An 18,343-nucleotide genomic window follows, 5' to 3' on the forward strand; every position below is an offset into this window, starting at 1 on the left:
CGTCTCCTCTCACAGCAGGCCGACGGCGGTGTCCACCGCTGCGGCCACATCGTCGTCGGGCGGGTAGAGCAGCGACCGGCCGACGACCAGGCCGCGCACGGTGGGGAGCCGGAGCGCCTTCTCCCAGGAGGCGTACGTCTCGTCGGGGGTGCCCGGAGGGTCCCCGCCGAGCAGCAGCGCGGGCAGCGTCGACGCCTCCATCACCGCTTCCATGTGGTCGACCACCGGAACCTTCAGCCAGGTGTAGGCGGAGGTGCGGCCGAGGCCCTGGGCGATGGACAGTGCGCGCATCATGGCCTCGGGGCGCAGGTCGTTGACGGCTCGTCCGTCCGGCCCGCGCCTGACCCAGAACGGTTCGACCAGGGCCGTCAGCCGGCGGTCCGCGAGCGCGGACACGGCGTCCGCGCAGCCCGCCAGGGTGGAGGCGGTGGCGGCGTCGGTCGGATCGATGCGCAGGAGCATCTTCCCGGCGTCGAAGCCCATCTCCTCGATCGTGGCCGCGTCGTACGCGGTGAACCGGTCGTCCATCTCGAAGACGGTCTCGGGTACGCCGCCGCGGTTCATCGAGCCGATGACGACCTTGTCCTCCAGGGCGCCGAGCAGCAGGAGGTCCTCCAGTACGTCGGGGGTGCCGAGCACTCCGTCCACGCCGGGGCGTTCCAGCGCGGTCAGCAGGCGGTCGAGGAGTTCGGCGCGGTTCGCCATGGCGTCGGGCCGGCCTCGGACGGCGAGGGCGCCGCGGGCCGGATGGTCGGCGGCCACCAGCATCAGCCGGCCGGACGGCTGGATCATCGGGCGCCGGCTGCGCCGCTGGGCCGCCTCCAGGATCGCCTCGGGCCGCCGGGCCCGGGTCTCCCTCAGGGTCTGCAGTGCTCCGTCACGCATGCGGAGCCGCTTCGGGGATGTGGGGGTGTTCCATCATGTCTTCCACCTGGAGGGTTGTCGGCATGTCGGGGGCGCAGAAGAGCCGCCCCGCGACGAAGGCGCCTGCGGCGTTGGCGAAGCGGAGGGTCCGTTCCAGTGGCCAGCCCGCGAGCAGGCCGTGGCACAGGGCGCCGCCGAAGGCGTCGCCGGCTCCGAGGCCGTTGACGACCTCGACGGGGTGGGGAGCGACCTCGACCCGCTCCTCGGCGGTGCGTGCCAGCACCCCCGCGGGTCCCTGTTTGACCACGGCCAGTCCGATGCCGGTGGCCAGCAGCGCCTCGGCCGCCGCGTCGGGGTCGCGTTCGCCGACGGCGGCCTCGCACTCGTCGAGGTTGCCGACGGCCACGGTGGCCCCCGCGAGGGCGGCCCGCAGTGCGGGTCCGGCGGCCTGCGGGGAGGGCCAGAGTCCGGGCCGGTAGTCGAGGTCGAGCACGGTGATCCCCGACCGGTCGCGGGCGTTCAGGGCGGTGAGGTGGGCGGCCGCGCTGGGTTCGGCGGACAGCCCGGTGCCGGTGATCCAGAGCAGGCCGGCCGCGCGCACCTCGTCCAGGTCCAGTTCGCCGGGGTGGATCCGCAGGTCGGGGGTGCCGGGCGGGCGGTAGAACCAGATGGGGAAGTCGTCGGGCGGGAAGACCTCGCAGAAGGTGACCGGGGTCGGGGGTCCGGCGACGGGGAGGACCCGGGCGGCGTCGACTCCGTAACCGCGCAGCTCGGTCCTGAGGTAGTCGCCGAAGGGGTCCTGTCCGGTGCGGCTGATCAGGGCGGTGCGGCGGCCGTGCCGGGCGGCGGCGACGGATACGTTGGCGGCGCTGCCGCCCAGGTGCTTGCCGAAGGTGTCGACGTCGGCCAGGCCCACCCCCTGCTGGAGCGGGTAGAGGTCCACGCCGAGTCGTCCCATGACCAGGACCTCGGGGGCGGGTGCGGGGGCGCTCACGACGTCACCTTGCGCAGATGGGCGAGGGAGGCGACGACATCGGCCAACGGGCCCTCGCCCACCGCTGGTTCGGCGTCGAGGACGGTGTCCTGTTCGAGTACGTACCACCCGGTGTAGCCGGCCGCGTCCAGTGCGGTGGTGATCGCGGAGATGTCCACGTCGCCCTGGCCGAGCGGCTGGTAGAGGCCGGTGCGGACGGCGTCCGTGTACGTGACGTGCCCGGCCCGGACCCGGGCGGCGAGCGCCGCGTCGACGTCCTTGAGGTGGACGTGGGCGATGCGGCCGGCGGCCCGGCGGGCCAGTTCCACGGGGTCGTTGCCGCCGGCCAGCAGGTGGCCGGTGTCCAGGCAGAGGGGGACGGAGCTGCCGGTGAGGACGCGTTCGACCTCGTCCGGGCCCTCGACCATCGTGCCGATGTGCGGGTGCAGGGTGGCGGTGACGCCTTCGGCGCCGGCGTGGGCGGCGATCCGGTCGAGGTTGGCCAGCAGGGCGTCCCATTGCCGGTCGTCGAGTTCCGGACGGGCGTCGTAGCCCTCGGATCCGGTGGCGGCGGCGAGGACCAGGGTCCGTGCGGAGCCGAATCCGGCCAGCGCCCGCCGCACTTCGGGGAGCGGGTCGCGGCCGGGGTCGTGGAGGACGACGGGCACGAACCCGCCGACGGCTGCCAGTCCGTGCCCGGCGAGCAGTTCCGCGCGGGCGTCGGGGTCGGGCGGCAGGAACCCCTCGGGCCCGAACTCGGTGGCGGCGAGACCGGCGGCGGCCATCTCGTCGAGGACCCGCTCGGGGGCCATCTGGTGTCCCCAGCCGGGGACTTCGCACACACCCCAGGAGATGGGTGCTCCGGCGACGCGGATCATCGGCCCGCCTCCTCTACTCGTACGGGTCGGCCGGTGCGGCACGAACGGTCGGCGGCCTCGGCGACCAGCAGGGCGGCCAGCGCGTCGTCCCCGGTGCAGGGGCTGGGGCGGGTGCCCGCGGCGACTTCGGTGAAGGCGGTCAGCTCGGCGACGTACGCGTCGTGGAAACGGCTGAGGAACCCGTCGTGGGAGACGGCCCCCGGCTGCGGCCCGCCGGCGGTGAAGCGGAGGGGGGCGTGCGGGTCGAGGCCGGTGGCCAGGGTGCCGGTGGAGCCGGCCACTTCCATCCGTACGTCGTAACCGGCGCCGTTGTACCGGGTGGCGGTGCACGTCACCAGCGTGCCGTCGTCGAGGGTGAGGACGGTGACGGCGGTGTCGACGTCCCCGGCGGCGGTGAAGCAGGGATCGCCGCGGTTGGAGCCGGTGGCGCTGACCTCGACGACCTCACGGCCGGTGACCCAGCGCACGATGTCGAAGTCGTGCACGGCGCAGTCGCGGAAGATGCCGCCCGACGCGGGCAGGTATCCGGCCGGTGGCGGTGCCGGGTCGGCGGTGCAGGCCCGGACGGTGTGCAGCCAGCCCAGTTCGCCGGCGGCCACGGTGTCGCGCAGCGCGGTGTAACCCGCGTCGAAGCGGCGCTGGAAGCCGACCTGGAGCGGGACGCCGGTGGAGTCGAGCTCGGCCAGCAGGGCCCGGGTACCGGCGAGGCTGTCGGCGATCGGCTTCTCGCAGAAGACGGGCACTCCGGCGCCGGCCGCGGCCCGTACGAGGTCCGCGTGGGCCGCGGTGGGGGCGGCGATCACGACGCCGTCCAGGCCGGATCCCAGCAGGTTGTCGAGGTCGGGGTCGTGCTCGGCACCGAGTTTGACGGCCAGTTCGTGCGCCTGGCGTTCGACGGCGTCGTGGAGGACGACCCGCTTCACGGCGGGCAGTCCGATCAGGGTCTCGGCGTGGAACGTGCCGATCCGGCCGGTACCGATGAGTCCGATGCGCATGCGCGAATGCCTCCGGTTCGAGGAGGAGTGGATTCCTGTCTGATCCCTGCCCCTGATTTGTATCCTCGGCACTCACAACGAGTCAAGCATTTGTTCTGACATATATACGTACAGAGCTTGAGTCGAACTGTGCGGCATACTGAACGCCTGGTTCTACGCATCGAGGAGTCCCCATGGAATCGATCACCAGGCTGATAAGCATCGACCGCAGCAGTCCCGTGCCGCTGTACTTCCAGGTCGCGCAGCAGCTCCAACAGCTCATCGAATCGGGCACGTTGGCGCCCGGAACCCGGCTGGAGAACGAGATCGCGCTGGCGGACAAGTTCGGCCTCTCGCGCCCGACGATGCGCCAGGCCATGCAGCATCTCGTCGACAAGGGGCTCCTCGCACGCAAGCGCGGCGTCGGCACGCAGGTCGTCAACAACCGGGTGCGCAGGCAGATCGAGCTGACCAGCCTCTTCGAGGACCTGAAGCGGGACGACCGCCGGCCCCGTACCGAGGTGCTCTCCCTGGAGACCGTGCCCGCCGCGGGACCCGTCGCGGTCGCACTCGAACTCGAACCCGGCACGCCCACCGTGGAGCTGCGCAGGCTGCGTTACGCGAACGACGAACCCATAGCCGTCATGCACAACCACCTGCCGGCGGACCTGCTGCCCCTCACCGTGGACGACCTCACCGAGTTCGGGCTCTACGAACTCCTCAAGCGGGCCGGCGTCTCGCTGCGCACCGCCCGCCAGAACATCGGGGCCCGCAGGGCCACGGCGGCGGAGGCACGGCTGCTGGGCGAGGGCCGCAGCGGCACCCTGCTCACCATGGAACGTACGGTCCAGGGCGACGCGGGCCGTCCGGTGGAGTTCGGCTCGCACCTCTACCGCGCGTCCCGGTACTCCTTCGAGATGACGCTGACCGCACACTGAACGGCCCGGCGGGCGGACGCGCGCCGGCCCGTCCGCTCAGTGGCTGCGCTTGAGCATGGCGTCCGACAGCGCGGCCACGGACTCCCCCAGCCGCAGCCCCACGACGTCCAGCCGGCGCAGCAGTTCGCGCCGGGTCAGGGTGTCGGCGCCGACGTCCTGCCGCAGCAGTTCGGCCATCGCCAACTGGTAGTGCCTGCGCACCTGCCCGGCGGCCTTGCGGGCCTCCGAGGTGGCCGCGTCCACCTCCCCCGGCCGGTCCGCCAGCCCCCGGACCGCGCCGCGCAGGGCGGCCAGGCCCTCCGCCACCCCGGCCAGCGCGGGCAGGTCGGCGGGCTGCCCCTCGGCACCGTAGAGGTCGGTCTCCCGCACCAGGTCGCGGATGTTGTCCAGTACGTCGTCGACGCAGCGGGAGAACCGGTAGAGGTCCTCGCGGTCGATCGGCGTGGTCAGGGCGACGGCGAGTTCCGCGACCAGTCGGGCCCGTCCGGTGTCGCCCCGGTGCTCGACGTCGACCATGGCCTCACGGGCCTCGGCGGGCGTGAGCGTGCCCTCGGACATCGCGGATGCCAGCCCCACCCCCTCGATGGCCGCGTCGAGTTGGGTGGCGAGCAGGTCCGTCAGCTGATGGTGGGACCGGCCGGTGAGGTCGTCGACGATTCTGCGGAAGGTCATGCGGTCACTCCTCTGGCGAGAAGGCCGGCCAGCAGGCCGGCCGCGTAGGCGGCGGGCAGGGTCACACCCCATGCGGTGACCAGCGGGACGGCGAACTGCCAGCGCACCCGGCGGCCGCCCTCGCTGGCCCCCGCGCCCACCAGTCCGCCGATCACCGTCTGGGTCATGCTCACGGGTGCGCCGAGCGCCGCGCTGGAGAGCACCGTGGCGGACGAGGCCATCTCCGCCGAGGCGACCTGCCAGGGGCGGGCGGCCAGCAGCCGGACCGATGCCCCGCCGGACACCCTCCGCAGGCTGAGGACGGCCCCCGCCCCGAAGAGGAGCGCCACCAGGACGGCCGGTGCGAGGCCGGGCGGGGTGTCCAGGCTGCCGCCGACGCGGCCGGCCGACGCCACGGCCGCGACGGCGAACATCTTCTGGCCGTCGTTGGCCGCGTAGGCCAGGCACTGGCAGCCGAAGGCGGCGACGTGAGCGCCGTGCACCAGGCGCGGCATCCCGGGCGTCGTCGGCATCCGGCGGGCGCCCCGGCCCAGGGCGAACCCGGCGGCGGCGCCGATCAGCGGGGCCGCCGCGGCGATCCCGAGCACCAGACCGAGCCGGGCCCAGTGCGGCCGTTCGCCCAGTCCTGAACCGGCGCCGGCCAGGCCGCCGAGTACGGCCAGCGTGATCGAGGTCGGGATGCCCCGCCAGGTGAGCAGGAGGACGAGTACGAGGGCGGCGGCGGCGCCGCACAGGAAGATGAGCGCGGGGTGAGCGGCGTCCCCGGGTATCAGCCCCTCGGTGAAGGTGCGGGCCACCCGCACCCCGAACAGGGCGGGCCCGGCCGCCACCGCGGCGGTCAGCATCAGCAGTACGGGAACGGCCGAACCGCTGCTGTGGCGTACGGCCATGGCCAGCAGCGAGGCACCGTCGTTGGCACCGCAGACGAGAACGAAGGCGACGGCGGTGATGAAGAGCGCGACAGTGGTGGTCAAGGAAGGTACTACCTCACGTGGTGGGGGCGACGCGCACCCGGTGACCGGTGTGCACGCCGCCCCGTGGGCCGTCAGTCGTCCAGCGCGTCGGCCACGTCGTCCCAGTCGACGAACTTGAAGTTCGTGTTGGTGCGGACCTCTCCGTCCTCGCCGGTCACGTCCGGGGCGTTGAAGCCGTCGTGGACCACCAGCAGACCGTGCGGATACCCGTCGCCCAGCGGAGCGTTGAGCACCGCCGCGCCGTCGCACTCCTCGGAGCCGTCGATCGCGCCGGCGCCGGCCGCCGGGGCGACCCGGAAGTTGCCGACGTAGTCGTTGTCGTCCTCGCGCTCGTAGGCGACGAAGGTGTTGTCACCCTGACTGGAGGCGAGCAGGTACCCCTCGCCGTCGTCCTCGCGGTAGATCGTCAGTCCCTCGACGTCGGCGGTGATGCGCTTGCCGCCCACGCCCGGGTCCGCGCCTGCGGTGCACTCGTCGGCCACCGGGTCGTAGGTACCGGGGATCCCGAACTCGCGGACCTTGTCGACGATGCGGGGCGTTCCGGTGAGGTCGGCGCGCATCCGCCAGATGCCGACGTCCTCCTGGGCCGCGTAGAGGACGCCTCGTTCGGCGTCCACGACCATGCCTTCGACCTGGGGGGTGCGGCCCGGCTCGTCGCAGGGGGTCCAGACGGTGCCGTTGCCGATGTCGAACGAGGAGGGCAGGTCCAGGGTCCGGATCCGGTGGTAGGTGACGGTGCCGGAGGCGGTCGCGGTGAGCTCCATCAGCGCCAGGCCCGTCGTGTGGCGCTGACTGGCGAGCGCGTAGTAGCGCCCGTTGGCGGCGTTGCGCCAGGTGGCGAGCCCGTAGGCGGTCTGCTGTTCGTCCACGTCGGCCTCGGTGGCGCTGAAGACCCGGGGCGCGGCGGGGTCGGTGAGATCGGTGAGCGGCGCGTCGGGGTGGTGACGGTCGATGCCGTAGATCCGCAGCCGGTCGCGTCCCCGGTCGGAGACGACGGCGATGTCGGTGCGGCTGCCGTTGATCTTCAGGCCGGACAGCAGGTCGACGTTGTTGTACCGGCCGGGCTCGTTGTCCGGGCCGGGGGCGGCGGGCGCCTGGATCGACTGGATCTCGTTGCCGCCGAGGTCATTGACGCGCAGGCCACCCTGCTTGGCGGTGGCGATGACGAGGCTGGCTTCGGGGTCCGCCGCGTTGAACCAGATCGCCGGGTCGTCCGCGTTGGCGTCGCCGCCGGCCGCGTCGTCGAACTGGGCGGGGGTCTCGCTGACGGCGTACACGGAGGGGGTGTTCGCGGCGGCCGCGGGGTTGGCCGGTGTCGCCATCAGTGCGGCGGTCGCCGCCGCCAGACAGACCGTGGTGAAACGTCTGGACAGGTGCATCGTGCCTCCCGGAAGTGGGCTGGGCGGTGCGGGATGGCCAGGACAGTACATAAGTATGTGCTGACATAAAAGGCTGCGGACATGAGCGCTTCACGGATGCGCCAACCTCCATGCTTTTCCACAGAGTTACATCAGCATGTCTTGACATAGTGAAGAAGGCGGGCGGAAGCTGCTCCCCAAGTCGCCCCGACCCGTTGTGGAGAAGGCCGACCCACTCAGGAGCAGCCCGGCTCCGCCGGGCCCACGCAGGAGGTCAGGCATTGTCCAGCAGCACTCGTGGCACCGGTGGCGCACAGCGGCCGGCCCGAAGAATCGCTCTCACAGCCGCAATTGCCGTACTCGCCGGCGCAGCGGCCTGCGCACCGTCGAGCCAGACCGGTGACGACGCCGCCCCCGGCAGCGCCGCCCCGTCCGCCGTCATCGACCCCGCGGCCGACTTCGATCTGGACGCCCTGGTGGCGGCCGCGAAGAAGGAGGGGTCGATCACCGTCTACGACAGCTCGGGCGACATCACCAAGGTCGCCACGGCCTTCACCGCCAAGTACGGCATCAAGGCGACCGGCGTGAAGAACAAGGTCGGCGACACCCTGGAGAAGATGACCAGGGAGGCACAGGCCGACAACGTCACCATCGACATGACCCTGTACGAGGACGGCCCCAGCCTCGTCGGCGAGCTGCTGCCGCAGAAGGTCGTCCACACCTGGATACCCGCGGACCTGGCGGACGGCGTCCCGGAGGCGAACCGCAGCCCGCTGCTCGTCCTGCAGAAGGCCAACGTCTGGGTGTACAACCCGAAGCTCTTCCCCAAGGGCTGCCCGGTCGACAACGTCTGGGACCTCGTGGGACCCGAGTGGAAGGGCAAGGTCGCCCTCCAGGACCCGCTGGGCAAGCCGAACATCATCGAGTGGTTCAACCAGCTGTCCAACGGCGCCGATCAGGCCCTGCGCGATGCCCACGAGGCCGCGCACCCCGGCCAGGAGCTGAAGACCACGCAGAAGACGGCCGCCGAGGAATGGGTCGTCCAACTGGCGAAGAACTCCCCCGTCCTCACCTCCGCCGATGACGACGTGGCGGCAGCCGTGGCCTCGCCCAACCAGAAGCAGCCGCGCATCGGGCTCGTCTCCAACGCCAAGTTCCGTGACGTCGAGGAGAAGAACTACTCGATGCGGGTCTGCGACACGCTCAAGCCGTGGAGCGGATACCTCTACCCGAAGTACTCGGCGATCGCCACCAAGAGCAAGCACCCCAACGCCGCGAAGCTCTTCACCCACTTCGTCCTCACCGAGGAGGGCATCAGCCACGAGATGGGTGCCGGCGGGATTCCCGGCAGCACGGCGGTCAAGCAGGGCTCCTTCAGCCCGCCCGGTCTGACCGACTGGAAGAAGGAGCTGTTCACCTTCGACCCCAAGTACCTGGCGAAGGACTTCGCCGACACCGAGGCCATGCAGGACCTGTGGCGCATCAGCCACAGCTGACCTCCCCGGCCCCTCTCCCGTACCCCTCCTCCGGCCGGCCCGGCCTCCCCCGACGGGCCGGCCGGACCGCGCACACCTCTCCTGGAGAACGCCCATGGCCGTGGCCGACCCCGACTCCGCCCCCGCCCCGTCAGCCGATCCGCCCCGCCCCTCCCCCGACCCCGCCGGGGGAGGCGGCCCGAACGGGAAGCGCGGCTCCGGACGGCTGAACCGACTGCGCTACCGACTGAACGTGCTGCGCCACGAGCCGACCTACCTGGTCGGGGGCGTGCTCGTCCTGCTGCTCGCCTACCTCGTGGTGGCACCGCTCGTCGCCGTGCTCTCCGACGCCGCACGGGTCCAGGTCGGCGACGACGGCAAGTCCGGGCAGTCGATCGGCGCGCTCACCGGGTACTACTTCTGGCGCGTCTTCCGCTCGCCCGTCAGCGACATCCTCTTCTGGGAGCCGCTGCGGCACACCGTGGTCGTCGCCCTCGGCGTCACGCTGCTCGCGGTGATCCTCGGCGGCGCAGCGGCCTGGCTGCTCACCCGTACCGACATACCCGGCCGCAAGTGGCTGTCGACCGCGCTGGTCGTCCCCTACATGCTGCCGTCCTGGACGTTCGCGCTGGCCTGGCTGGCCCTGTTCAAGAACGACAGCTCGGGCGGCCAGATCGGCCTGCTGGAGGCCTGGGGCGTCCACACGCCCGACTGGCTCGCCTACGGCGCCGTCCCGATCATCATCTGTCTCGGGCTGCACTACTACCCGTTCGTCCTCCTGCTGTTCGGCAACGCACTGCGGCGCATCGACAGTCAACTGGAGGACTCCGCACGGGTCCTGGGAGCAAAACGCGCCACCGTGCTGGGGCGGATCACGCTCCCCCTGATGCTGCCGGCCATGTCCTCGTCCGTGCTGCTGGTCTTCGGCCGCATCCTGGGCACGTTCGGTACGCCGTACATCCTGGGGCTGCCGGTCAACTACGAGTTGCTGTCGACCTCCCTGTTCCGCGCCGTCCACGACCACCAGCAGGGCGTCACCGCCGTGCTCGCCGGCGTCATCGTGGCGATCGGCATCGTCGTGATCATCATCGACACCCGGCTGGTGCGTGAGCAGCGCCGGTTCGTGACCGTCGGCGGCAAGGGGGCGATGGACCGGATCAGTCCGCTGGGCCGCTGGCGCCCGGCCGCGCTGGGCGTCGCGCTCTCCATCTTCGCCGTGGGTGTGGTGGTCCCCGTCGCCACCCTGGCGCTGTCCACCGTCAGCAAGACGCCCGGGGTGTTCAGCCTCGACAACTTCACGCTCAAGTACTGGATCGGCGAGCACATCGCGGGCGCCCCCGGCTTCCCGCACGGAGTACTGCGCGGCACCCAGCTGTGGGACGCCGCCTGGAACAGCCTGCGCATCGTCGGGCTGGCCTCGCTGATCTGCGGGGCCGTCGGGCTGCTGATCGGTTACGTCGTCGTCCGCTCGGGCGGCAGCAGGATGGGCACCGCGCTGCGCCAGATCAGCTTCCTGCCCTACATGGTCCCCGGCATCGCCTTCGCCGCCGCGTTCCTCACCCTGTTCGCCGTACAGCGGGGGCCCGTTCCGGCCCTGTACGGCTCGATCACCCTGCTCGTCATCGTGCTCGCCGTGACCCATCTCCCGTACTCCTCGCGGTCGGGCATCAGCGCCATGATGCAGCTCGGACCGGAGCCGGAGGAGGCCGCGCAGGTGACCGGCGCCGGCTGGTTCACCCGCATGCGCAAGGTGGTCATCCCCATCCAGCGCGGGGCCCTGGTGACCGGCGTGGTGCTCCCGTTCATCTCCGGGCTCAAGGAGCTCAGCATCGTGATCATGCTGACCACGACGGGCACCCAGCTGCTCACCACGCTCTCCATCAACCTCGTGGACTACGCCTACGACCAGATGGCGAACGCGGTGGTGCTCGTCATCTCGCTGATCTCCTTCCTCGCCACGTACCTGACCCAACGCCTGACCAGGACGAACCTGTCCTCGGGACTCGGAGGCTGACGCCATGCCCACCATTGCGCTCACCGCGGTGCGGAAGAGCTACGGCTCCCATCCCCCCGCCATCGACAATCTCGACCTGGAGATCCCCGACGGGTCCTTCACCTGTCTGCTCGGCCCGTCCGGCTGCGGAAAGACCACGACACTGCGCATGATCGCGGGCCTGGAGCACCTCGACGCCGGCTCCATCGAGGTCGGTGGCCGGGTCCGGGACAGCGTGGAACAGGGCGTGTTCGTGCCGCCCGAGGAACGGGGCATGGGACTGGTCTTCCAGAACTACGCCCTGTGGCCGCATCTGACGGTGGCGAAGAACGTCGAGTTCGGCCTGCGGGTCCGCAAGGTCCGCCCGGCCGAGCGGGCCGAACGCACGCTGAAGGCCCTGAAGATGATGCAGATCGACTGGGCCGCCGACCGCTATCCCGCCCAGCTCTCCGGTGGCCAGCAGCAACGCGTGTCGCTGGCCCGCATGCTCGTCATCAACCCCGAAGTGCTGCTCCTGGACGAGCCGTTGTCCAATCTGGACGCCCAGCTCCGGCTGGAGATGCGGGCCGAGCTGAAACGGCTCCACGACGAGACGGGCCACACCATCGTCTTCGTCACCCACGACCAGCTGGAGGCCATGACGATGGCCACCCACGTGGTCGTGATGAACAAGGGGGAGGTACAGCAGCTCGCCCCGCCCCTGGAGGTCTACCACCGCCCGGCCAACACGTTCGTGGCCCAGTTCGTCGGCAGCCCTCCGATGAACCTCTTCGACGTCGGGACCGACGACGACGGCCCGTTCCGCGGTGGCGTCCACGACCGCATCGTGGCCGAACGCCCCGCACTCAACCGGCGGTTGCGCACCGTGGGCGTCCGCCCGGAGGCGATACGTCTCGCCGCCCGGCCCGCGTCCCCCGGCCCCGCGCCGGACGGCGTCCTGGAGTTCGACGCCACCGTCACCACCGTGCTGCCGACCGGCTCCAGCACCACGGTGTCGCTGGACGCGGCGGACACCGAGCTGTACCTGGTGTCCTTCAAGGCCGTGACCGCCGCCCCCGGTGACACCGTCCGCTGCTCCGTGGACCTGAGCGACCTGCATCTGTTCGACAGCGACGGGGCCAGGCTCCCGGAGCCCTCGGCCGTCCCCGCGCCCTCCAAGGAGTACACCGCACCGTGAACCAGCTGATCCGCCCCGCAGCCCTGCTGCTCGACTTCGGTGGAGTCGTCGTCGCCACCACCAACCGCCCGTCCTGGCCGCAGGAGCTGGCCGGCGAGCTGCACCACGACCTCATGGCCGCGGGCTGCCACGAGCTGACGCACGACGACATCGTCAGCGACCTCAAGGCGGCGGCCGTGGCCGACTCGCACTGGAAGAACGCGATGTCCCGGCCGGCCGCGCCCGTCGAGATGACCGCCCACCGCTACTGGACGGAGTTCGTCGCCGCCGACTGGCCCCCGGCCGCCCGCGCCTTCGTCACCGCCCACGCCCAGGTGCTCTGCCACCGCCAGGGAGAGCTTCGCCAGGACCGCGAGACACGGGCCGGCACGGTCGAACTCCTGGACGCCGCCGACCGGTTCGGGATTCCGGCCGCCGTCGTCTCCAACGCGCTGAGCGGCTCCGTGCACCGCGACTACCTGCGGAACACCGGCCTGGACAAGCGGCTGGCCCTCCAGGTCTACAGCGACGAGGCGGGCGTCCGTAAGCCCAACCCGGAGATGATCCACCTCGCGGCCAGGGCCCTGGACGTCCCCGCCGCCCGGACCTGGTACGTCGGCGACAACTTCGACCGGGACGTGCTCTGCGGGCGCCGGGCGGGCGTCGGCGCGACCGTCCTGATGGAGGCCCGCGGCACGTACGAGCGCCCGTACGTGGTCCGGGCCGAGCCGGATGCCGTGGTCGCCGACCCGTACGGACTCCGCGACCTGCTGACCTCCGCGTGTGCACAGCCGGGGCCGGACGATGGAGCGTAGCCCCGGCACGCGCGGCGGCCCGCCCCGCGCCCTGCTCCTGGACCACGGCGGCGTCCTGGTCCGTTCGGTCAAACGCCCCGAGCGGCTGCCCGCCTTCGCCGACCAGGTACTCGCCCTCGCCGGCGGGCTGACCGGCCTCGACCGGGAGCGCGTGCTCCACGACATCCGGGCCGGCCGGGCCGCGTACGGGAACTGGAAGAACGGCAGCGCCCGCTCCACCGCCCCGCGCGAGGTCACCCACCGGGAGCTGTGGGCGGAGTTCATCGCGGCGGACTGGCCGGGCCCGGCCCGCGCGGCCGTGACGGCCGAGGCGACCGGGCTGTGCCGCGCCCTGGTCCTCGCCGAGAGCGACAAGGCCCACGCCCCCGCCATGACCGACGTGCTCCTCCTCTGCAAGGCGCACGGCATCCGCACCGGCATCGTCAGCAACACCCTGGTCGGCGCGCTCAACCGTGAGATGGCGGCGGCCGCGGGCATCGCACCCCACCTCGGCGTGCAGGTCTACTCGGACGAGACCGGACACCGCAAACCCGGCCCGGAGTTGCTCCTGCTGGCGGCCCGGGCGCTCGGCACGGACCCGGCGGACTGCTGGTACGTGGGCGACAACTACGACCGCGACGTGGTGTGCGGAATCCGGGCGGGGGTCGGACGCACGGTCCTGATGCGCCCCGAGGACCGCCTCGACCCCACCGCCCACCCGCAGCCCGACACCGTCGTCCACGACGGCGAAGGGCTCCTGGAACTCCTCCGTTCCGCACTGACCGGGCCCGACACGACCGAGCGACGGGACCACACATGAACGACACGGCCGAGCAGCGCAACCGCACACGCACGACCGGGCCGAGCAGCGGGACCGCACATGAACGAGACCGCCGAGCGACGGGACCACACGTGAACGAGACCGCCGACCGAGGGGACCTCGCATGACCGAGACCGAAGAACTCTCCGCCCACCTGCGCACGGTGGCGGTGGAGGCCGCGCTCGCCGTCGCACCCGACCTGCGGGCGGCGTTCCGCGGCCGGATGGACGTGGAGTTCAAGCGCGACGAGCACGACCCCGTGACCGAGCACGACCGGCGCGCCGAGGAACGCATCCGGCACGCCCTGCTCGGCAAGGTGCCCGACAGCACGGTCATCGGCGAGGAGGGCGGCCGCGAGGACGGCAGCGGCAGCGTCTCCTGGTACGTCGACCCGATCGACGGCACCGCGAACTTCGCCCACGGCCTGGCGTTCTTCTGCACCGCGATCGGCGCCGTCATCGACGGCCGCCCGGTGGCCGCCGCCGTGGTGGACCCGATCGCGGGCCACGTCTTCTCCGCCGACCTCTCCGGCGCCTGGCTGGGCGACCGCCCGCTGGAGTCGACGGGCACGACGGACGAGTCCCGGGCCCTGCTCATCACGGGCTTCCCCAACAGCAGGGAGCTCGCGTCCGGTGACCCCGAGTCTCCGGTGCGGTTCGCCGGCCTCGTCTCCCGCTACGGCACCGTCCGCCGCACGGGCAGCGCCGCCCTCACCCTCGCCCACGTGGCCGCGGGCTGGTGCGACGCGGCGCTCGGCACGACGGTCAACGCGTGGGACATCTGCGCCGCCCATATGCTCGTCGACCGGGCGGGCGGCACGTACGTCCCGTTCGGCGGGGCCCCCGGCTGGGACCAGCCCTGCTACGTGGCGCACACCCGCGACCTGGAGCCCACCGCGCTAAGGGAGTTCACCACCTGGTACACCGGCCGGGCCGCCTCCGGGGCGAACGGATGACCGCCCCCCGCGCCGCCGGCCTGAGCCACTCCTGGATCGTCACCGACCTGGACGGCACCCTCGTCGACCGCGACCTCCGCCTCGTCCCCCGCAGCGTCGAGGCGCTCAACCGCTACCGGGACCGCGGCGGCACGGTCTTCATCGCCACCGGCCGCAACGAGCAGTCCGCCACCCCGTACCACCGGGAACTCGGCCTGGACACCCCGATGATCCTCTACAACGGTGCCCGCATCACCGGCCCCCGCACCGGCGACCACCTCCTGGACCTGGACCTGGGCCCCCTCTGGCCCCATCTCCGGGACCTGGTGGTGCCCGCGCTCCCCGAGGGCGTGGGCGCGGTCGCCTTCAGCGGCAGCGACGCCCACATCCTGCGCGACGCCCCCGCCCTGACGGACTACGCCCGCCGCGACCGCATCGCGCTGCTGCCCGGCCCGCCGGACGGACCGCCCACGAAGGTGATGCTGATCTCCGACGGCCGGGACCCGGCGCCCCTGGCCGACTCGGTGCTCCGCCACTGCCCGGACGCCCTGCTCGTCCAGTCGGAGGACACGTACCTGGAGGTCCTGCCCCCCGGCGCCGGCAAGGAGGCCGCGCTACGGGAACTGGCCGCCCGCTACGGCATGGACCTCGCCCGGATCGCCGCCATCGGGGACAACCCCAACGACACCGGCATGATCCGCCTCGCGGGCCTCGGCGCGGCGGTCGGCGACGGCCATCCCCAGGTCCTGAAAGCCGCGGACATCGTGGTGGCACCCTGCTCCGAGGGGGCGGTGGCCGACCTGGTGGGGCGCATCCTGGACGGCCCACTGCCATGACGATCCCGGCCCCGCGCGTCGGGGCGGACCGGGGCGCACGTCACTCACGCCCCAACGCCTCGACCCGCCGGGCCAGCGCCTCGTTCATCGCACGGAACTGCGGCAGCGTGTCGTTCCTCAACCTCCCCTCGTAGAACGGCACCGCGACCCCGGTGAAGGACTCGCTCTGGGTGAGGCGGACCCGGCCGCCCCCGATCTCCTCGATCACGAACCGGTGCTCCCCGTCCGCGATCCAGCCGGGCCCCATCTTCCCGAGCCACCGCAGCTCCCGGCCCGGCTCCAGGGTCAGGACTTCCGGGGTGAAGGTGCTGTCCCCGGTCCTGTCGCGCATCACGTTGCGCAGGGTCGCGCCCTCTTCGAGGCGGCCGCCCTCCGACGTCACCCGCGCCGAGATGAGGAACGGGTTCCACTGCGGATAGGCGGGCAGGTCGGTCAGCACCTGCCAGACCTCGTCGGGTGACGCCTCCATCTCGATGGAGGTGGTCAGCCGGACGGGGTGGGTGTTGCTCCACACCGTGTACCCGCCGAGCAGGGCGACGAGCGCCGCCCCCGCTCCGAGGAGTACGCGACGCCTGCGGCGCCGGGGGGGAACGGGAGCCGGATCCGTGGGTCCAGCGGTCGGAGCGGACGGTAAGGCGCGGGTCATCGTCGTACTTCCTCTCGTCAGGGGGTTACTCGGTCCGGGGCCCGGCCCGCCTCAGGCGGCGGCGCCCCGCAGCACACTGGTCACGAGCCGGTCGACGTACACGGTGCCGAGGGGGCGGCCGGTGATGAGCAGCCGGTAGTACAGGGCGCCGGCCAACTGGTCGAAGAGCACCTCGGGCTCGATGTCCTCACGCAACTCCCCCGCGTCCCGGGCCTGTTCGATGAGTCGGAGCACCAGTGCGTTGCGCCGGACGAACATGGCCTGCACCGCAGCGCCGATGTCCGCGTGGCGCGCGGCAGCGGCGGCGACCTCCGCGACGAGCCCGGCGGACGCGTCACCCGACGCCGCAGGGCGCCCGGCCAGCCGCATCCGGTCGAGGCCGTCGACGATCGCGTTGAGGTAGCGCGTGAGATCGGTGCGTACGTCGCCCCGGTACTCGACGGGGACCTCGTCCTGCATCCGCGCCACGACGGCGACGACGAGGTGGTCCTTGGTGGGCCACCGCCGGTACAGCGTGGTCTTGGCGACCCCGGCCCTCACCGCCACTTCGTCGACCGAGAAGGCGTCGTAGCCGCGTTCGAGCAGCAACTCCAGGGCCGCGCCGGTGAGGCGGGCGTCCGCCTCCTCACTGCGCGGCCGACCACGCCGGACTGCCGGTTCCACGGACCCACCCCTTTTCGCTACGACCGTTTCGTAAAACGAAGGTAGCGCCGCCACAGGCATTACGCAACGGCCGTAGCGAAAAGTTCCCAACCAAAAGCGCGCACCGCACAGAATGGTGATCAAGTGTACACTTCATTACATGAGTGACACACTGCCGATCACCGAGGCCCGCGCACGCTTCGGCTCCCTTGTCCGCAGAGCCTCGAACGCGCGGGAGCGCATCACGATCACCGACCACGGCCAGCCCGCGGCCATACTGATCAACCCGCAGGAACTCGCTGAACTCGAAGACGCACTGGCCCTCGCCCAATACCAGGCACGGCAGGCATCCGGCACCGTCGTAACGATTCCCCATGACCAGGTGCGCGCGCGTCTCGGCCTGGAGCAGCGTTGACGTATCTGATCACCTGGGACGAGCACGCCATCGATCAGGCGGCCCGGTTCCTCAAGGACGACCCCGACGGCTTGCGGCTCCTGATGGACGCCGTCGACCTGCTCGCCGAGAACCCGCTCCCCAAAGGCTCCACGCCGTATGGCTCCCCCACGCTTCGACGGATCCACGTCGGCCGCTACCGCGTGATGTACGAAATCCAGAACGCCCAAGTCACCGTCATCGTGATCCACCTGGGTCGCGTCGGCTGACCGTCACCGCCCGGTCACGCGAGACCCCTCACCCGAGGAAGAGCGGCAGGCGCCCGGCCAGGGTGCCGAGTTCGGCCGTCTCCGCCGCGGTCGGGGCCCGTCGCCCGGTTCCGATGAGCAGGGCGTCCCGGTCGGAGAGCGACGCGGGGAACGCCGCCTCGACGATCGACTCCAGGAGCTCCCGCGAGCGGGCGAGGCCCTCCGGCGGCGGGTCCACCGCGTCCGGGAGGTGGGCGATGAGGTCGAGGTGGTGCAGCGTCCACTCCAGGACGTACGTGGTGAGGTACGCGTCGACCGTGAACACCTCGTCGCGGGTGCCGACCCGGGCCGCGGGATCCGCGAGAGCCGCGGCCCGGCCCGCCGCCGAGCCCACGTCGTCGAGGTGGAACCGGAGCAGCCAAGGCTCCTCGTACGCCGCCGCGAGACGCACGGTCAGCGCGTCGAGCGGGTCGTCGCCGGTGGGCGGGGTCGTGGAGACCTCCCAGTACGTGACCGCGTCCCGCGTCGGCTCCGCAGCGGCGGGCGTGGCGAGCGTGATCAGGACGTCCTGGGCGTCGATGACCAGGTGGCACACGAGGTCCCGTACGAGCCAGCCGGTGCAGCCGGACGGGCGGGCGAAGGCCTCGTCCGGAAGGTCGGCGACCGCGGTACGGAGCGCTGCCCATGAGCGGGAGAAGAGATCCATCGCCGCAAGCTAGCAGCGCCCGGCGCCGGCGCTCCCTCGCTCCGCCGGGATGCCGTGTATCGCGGGCG

The 18,343-nt window shown here is 71.9% G+C and carries 20 protein-coding genes; 10 read left to right on the forward strand and 10 right to left on the reverse strand.

Annotated features, from left to right (window positions below):
• Positions 1-9 precede the first annotated feature (9 nt).
• From OG446_RS15520 to OG446_RS15535, 4 genes are read right to left on the reverse strand one after another with little or no spacing between them, the layout of a single operon-like run.
• Positions 10-885 (reverse strand): Cgl0159 family (beta/alpha)8-fold protein, encoded by an 876-nt coding sequence (locus OG446_RS15520; protein WP_328894602.1) that lies wholly within the window; start codon positions 883-885, stop codon positions 10-12.
• Positions 878-1,858, reverse strand: a complete 981-nt coding sequence (gene iolC, locus OG446_RS15525; RefSeq protein WP_443050135.1) for a 5-dehydro-2-deoxygluconokinase — start codon at positions 1,856-1,858, stop codon at positions 878-880. The genes OG446_RS15520 and iolC overlap by 8 nt, the downstream gene beginning before the upstream one ends.
• Positions 1,855-2,715 carry a TIM barrel protein gene (locus tag OG446_RS15530; protein ID WP_443050136.1) on the reverse strand — a complete coding sequence of 287 codons (861 nt, stop codon included), beginning with the start codon at positions 2,713-2,715 and terminating at the stop codon, positions 1,855-1,857. The genes iolC and OG446_RS15530 overlap by 4 nt, the downstream gene beginning before the upstream one ends.
• Positions 2,712-3,710 (reverse strand): Gfo/Idh/MocA family protein, encoded by a 999-nt coding sequence (locus tag OG446_RS15535; RefSeq protein ID WP_328894603.1) that lies wholly within the window; start codon positions 3,708-3,710, stop codon positions 2,712-2,714. Before OG446_RS15535 ends, OG446_RS15530 begins: the two co-directional genes overlap by 4 nt.
• Before the next feature lie 173 nt (positions 3,711-3,883).
• Between OG446_RS15535 and OG446_RS15540 the strand changes: the two genes are divergently transcribed.
• Complete coding sequence (locus OG446_RS15540) at positions 3,884-4,627, forward strand: GntR family transcriptional regulator (RefSeq protein ID WP_328894604.1); 744 nt, start codon at positions 3,884-3,886, stop codon at positions 4,625-4,627.
• A gap of 36 nt (positions 4,628-4,663) precedes the next feature.
• Here OG446_RS15540 and OG446_RS15545 read toward each other — a convergent pair whose 3' ends face one another.
• The 3 genes from OG446_RS15545 to OG446_RS15555 form a co-directional block, all read right to left on the reverse strand.
• Positions 4,664-5,299, reverse strand: a complete 636-nt coding sequence (locus OG446_RS15545; RefSeq protein ID WP_328894605.1) for a DUF47 domain-containing protein — start codon at positions 5,297-5,299, stop codon at positions 4,664-4,666.
• Positions 5,296-6,273, reverse strand: coding sequence for an inorganic phosphate transporter (locus tag OG446_RS15550; RefSeq protein WP_328894606.1), 978 nt, complete (start codon positions 6,271-6,273; stop codon positions 5,296-5,298). The genes OG446_RS15545 and OG446_RS15550 overlap by 4 nt, the downstream gene beginning before the upstream one ends.
• 71 nt (positions 6,274-6,344) lie before the next feature.
• Positions 6,345-7,652 carry a phytase gene (locus OG446_RS15555; RefSeq protein ID WP_328894607.1) on the reverse strand — a complete coding sequence of 436 codons (1,308 nt, stop codon included), beginning with the start codon at positions 7,650-7,652 and terminating at the stop codon, positions 6,345-6,347.
• 260 nt (positions 7,653-7,912) lie between these two features.
• On the opposite strand from OG446_RS15555, the gene OG446_RS15560 reads away from it, so the two are divergent.
• The 7 genes from OG446_RS15560 (at position 7,913) to OG446_RS15590 (ending at position 15,639) form a co-directional block, all read left to right on the forward strand.
• Positions 7,913-9,127 carry an ABC transporter substrate-binding protein gene (locus tag OG446_RS15560; protein WP_328894608.1) on the forward strand — a complete coding sequence of 405 codons (1,215 nt, stop codon included), beginning with the start codon at positions 7,913-7,915 and terminating at the stop codon, positions 9,125-9,127.
• 94 nt (positions 9,128-9,221) lie between these two features.
• Complete coding sequence (locus OG446_RS15565; RefSeq protein ID WP_328894609.1) at positions 9,222-11,120, forward strand: ABC transporter permease; 1,899 nt, start codon at positions 9,222-9,224, stop codon at positions 11,118-11,120.
• A 4-nt stretch (positions 11,121-11,124) separates the two neighbouring features.
• On the forward strand, positions 11,125-12,276 hold the full coding sequence (locus OG446_RS15570; RefSeq protein ID WP_328894610.1) for an ABC transporter ATP-binding protein: 1,152 nt from the start codon (positions 11,125-11,127) through the stop codon (positions 12,274-12,276).
• On the forward strand, positions 12,273-13,070 hold the full coding sequence (locus OG446_RS15575) for an HAD family hydrolase (RefSeq protein ID WP_328894611.1): 798 nt from the start codon (positions 12,273-12,275) through the stop codon (positions 13,068-13,070). Before OG446_RS15570 ends, OG446_RS15575 begins: the two co-directional genes overlap by 4 nt.
• Positions 13,060-13,869, forward strand: coding sequence for an HAD family hydrolase (locus tag OG446_RS15580; RefSeq protein WP_328894612.1), 810 nt, complete (start codon positions 13,060-13,062; stop codon positions 13,867-13,869). Before OG446_RS15575 ends, OG446_RS15580 begins: the two co-directional genes overlap by 11 nt.
• A 124-nt stretch (positions 13,870-13,993) precedes the next feature.
• On the forward strand, positions 13,994-14,824 hold the full coding sequence (locus tag OG446_RS15585; RefSeq protein WP_328894613.1) for an inositol monophosphatase family protein: 831 nt from the start codon (positions 13,994-13,996) through the stop codon (positions 14,822-14,824).
• The gene (locus OG446_RS15590) at positions 14,821-15,639 is read left to right on the forward strand and encodes an HAD family hydrolase (RefSeq protein WP_328894614.1); all 819 of its coding nucleotides are present in this window, start codon (positions 14,821-14,823) and stop codon (positions 15,637-15,639) included. The genes OG446_RS15585 and OG446_RS15590 overlap by 4 nt, the downstream gene beginning before the upstream one ends.
• A 40-nt stretch (positions 15,640-15,679) precedes the next feature.
• Here OG446_RS15590 and OG446_RS15595 read toward each other — a convergent pair whose 3' ends face one another.
• Together OG446_RS15595 and OG446_RS15600 are read right to left on the reverse strand one after the other, a co-directional pair.
• Positions 15,680-16,285, reverse strand: coding sequence for an SRPBCC domain-containing protein (locus OG446_RS15595; RefSeq protein ID WP_328894615.1), 606 nt, complete (start codon positions 16,283-16,285; stop codon positions 15,680-15,682).
• A 51-nt stretch (positions 16,286-16,336) separates the two neighbouring features.
• On the reverse strand, positions 16,337-16,948 hold the full coding sequence (locus tag OG446_RS15600) for a TetR/AcrR family transcriptional regulator (protein WP_328894616.1): 612 nt from the start codon (positions 16,946-16,948) through the stop codon (positions 16,337-16,339).
• Positions 16,949-17,087: 139 nt separating this feature from the next.
• Between OG446_RS15600 and OG446_RS15605 the strand changes: the two genes are divergently transcribed.
• Positions 17,088-17,342, forward strand: a complete 255-nt coding sequence (locus tag OG446_RS15605) for a type II toxin-antitoxin system Phd/YefM family antitoxin (RefSeq protein WP_328894617.1) — start codon at positions 17,088-17,090, stop codon at positions 17,340-17,342.
• A complete protein-coding gene (locus tag OG446_RS15610; RefSeq protein WP_328894618.1) occupies positions 17,339-17,590 on the forward strand; it encodes a type II toxin-antitoxin system RelE family toxin in 252 nt (83 codons plus the stop codon). The genes OG446_RS15605 and OG446_RS15610 overlap by 4 nt, the downstream gene beginning before the upstream one ends.
• 28 nt (positions 17,591-17,618) lie before the next feature.
• On the opposite strand, the gene OG446_RS15615 is transcribed toward OG446_RS15610, so the two are convergent.
• Positions 17,619-18,275 carry a maleylpyruvate isomerase N-terminal domain-containing protein gene (locus OG446_RS15615; protein ID WP_328894619.1) on the reverse strand — a complete coding sequence of 219 codons (657 nt, stop codon included), beginning with the start codon at positions 18,273-18,275 and terminating at the stop codon, positions 17,619-17,621.
• Positions 18,276-18,343: the final 68 nt, after the last annotated feature.

The organism is Streptomyces sp. NBC_00236 (assembly GCF_036195045.1).
Lineage (GTDB): Bacteria > Actinomycetota > Actinomycetes > Streptomycetales > Streptomycetaceae > Streptomyces.

Bases quoted from the DNA above. Each gene is read 5' to 3' on its own strand.
- OG446_RS15565 (WP_328894609.1), top strand. From the start codon at position 9,222: ATGGCCGTGGCCGACCCCGACTCCGCCCCCGCCCCGTCAGCCGATCCG.
- OG446_RS15595 (WP_328894615.1), bottom strand. From the start codon at position 16,285: ATGACCCGCGCCTTACCGTCCGCTCCGACCGCTGGACCCACGGATCCG.
- OG446_RS15545 (WP_328894605.1), bottom strand. From the start codon at position 5,299: ATGACCTTCCGCAGAATCGTCGACGACCTCACCGGCCGGTCCCACCAT.
- OG446_RS15555 (WP_328894607.1), bottom strand. From the start codon at position 7,652: ATGCACCTGTCCAGACGTTTCACCACGGTCTGTCTGGCGGCGGCGACC.
- OG446_RS15530 (WP_443050136.1), bottom strand. From the start codon at position 2,715: ATGATCCGCGTCGCCGGAGCACCCATCTCCTGGGGTGTGTGCGAAGTC.
- OG446_RS15580 (WP_328894612.1), top strand. From the start codon at position 13,060: ATGGAGCGTAGCCCCGGCACGCGCGGCGGCCCGCCCCGCGCCCTGCTC.
- OG446_RS15540 (WP_328894604.1), top strand. From the start codon at position 3,884: ATGGAATCGATCACCAGGCTGATAAGCATCGACCGCAGCAGTCCCGTG.
- OG446_RS15590 (WP_328894614.1), top strand. From the start codon at position 14,821: ATGACCGCCCCCCGCGCCGCCGGCCTGAGCCACTCCTGGATCGTCACC.
- OG446_RS15570 (WP_328894610.1), top strand. From the start codon at position 11,125: ATGCCCACCATTGCGCTCACCGCGGTGCGGAAGAGCTACGGCTCCCAT.
- OG446_RS15615 (WP_328894619.1), bottom strand. From the start codon at position 18,275: ATGGATCTCTTCTCCCGCTCATGGGCAGCGCTCCGTACCGCGGTCGCC.
- OG446_RS15585 (WP_328894613.1), top strand. From the start codon at position 13,994: ATGACCGAGACCGAAGAACTCTCCGCCCACCTGCGCACGGTGGCGGTG.
- OG446_RS15520 (WP_328894602.1), bottom strand. From the start codon at position 885: ATGCGTGACGGAGCACTGCAGACCCTGAGGGAGACCCGGGCCCGGCGG.
- OG446_RS15535 (WP_328894603.1), bottom strand. From the start codon at position 3,710: ATGCGCATCGGACTCATCGGTACCGGCCGGATCGGCACGTTCCACGCC.
- OG446_RS15605 (WP_328894617.1), top strand. From the start codon at position 17,088: ATGAGTGACACACTGCCGATCACCGAGGCCCGCGCACGCTTCGGCTCC.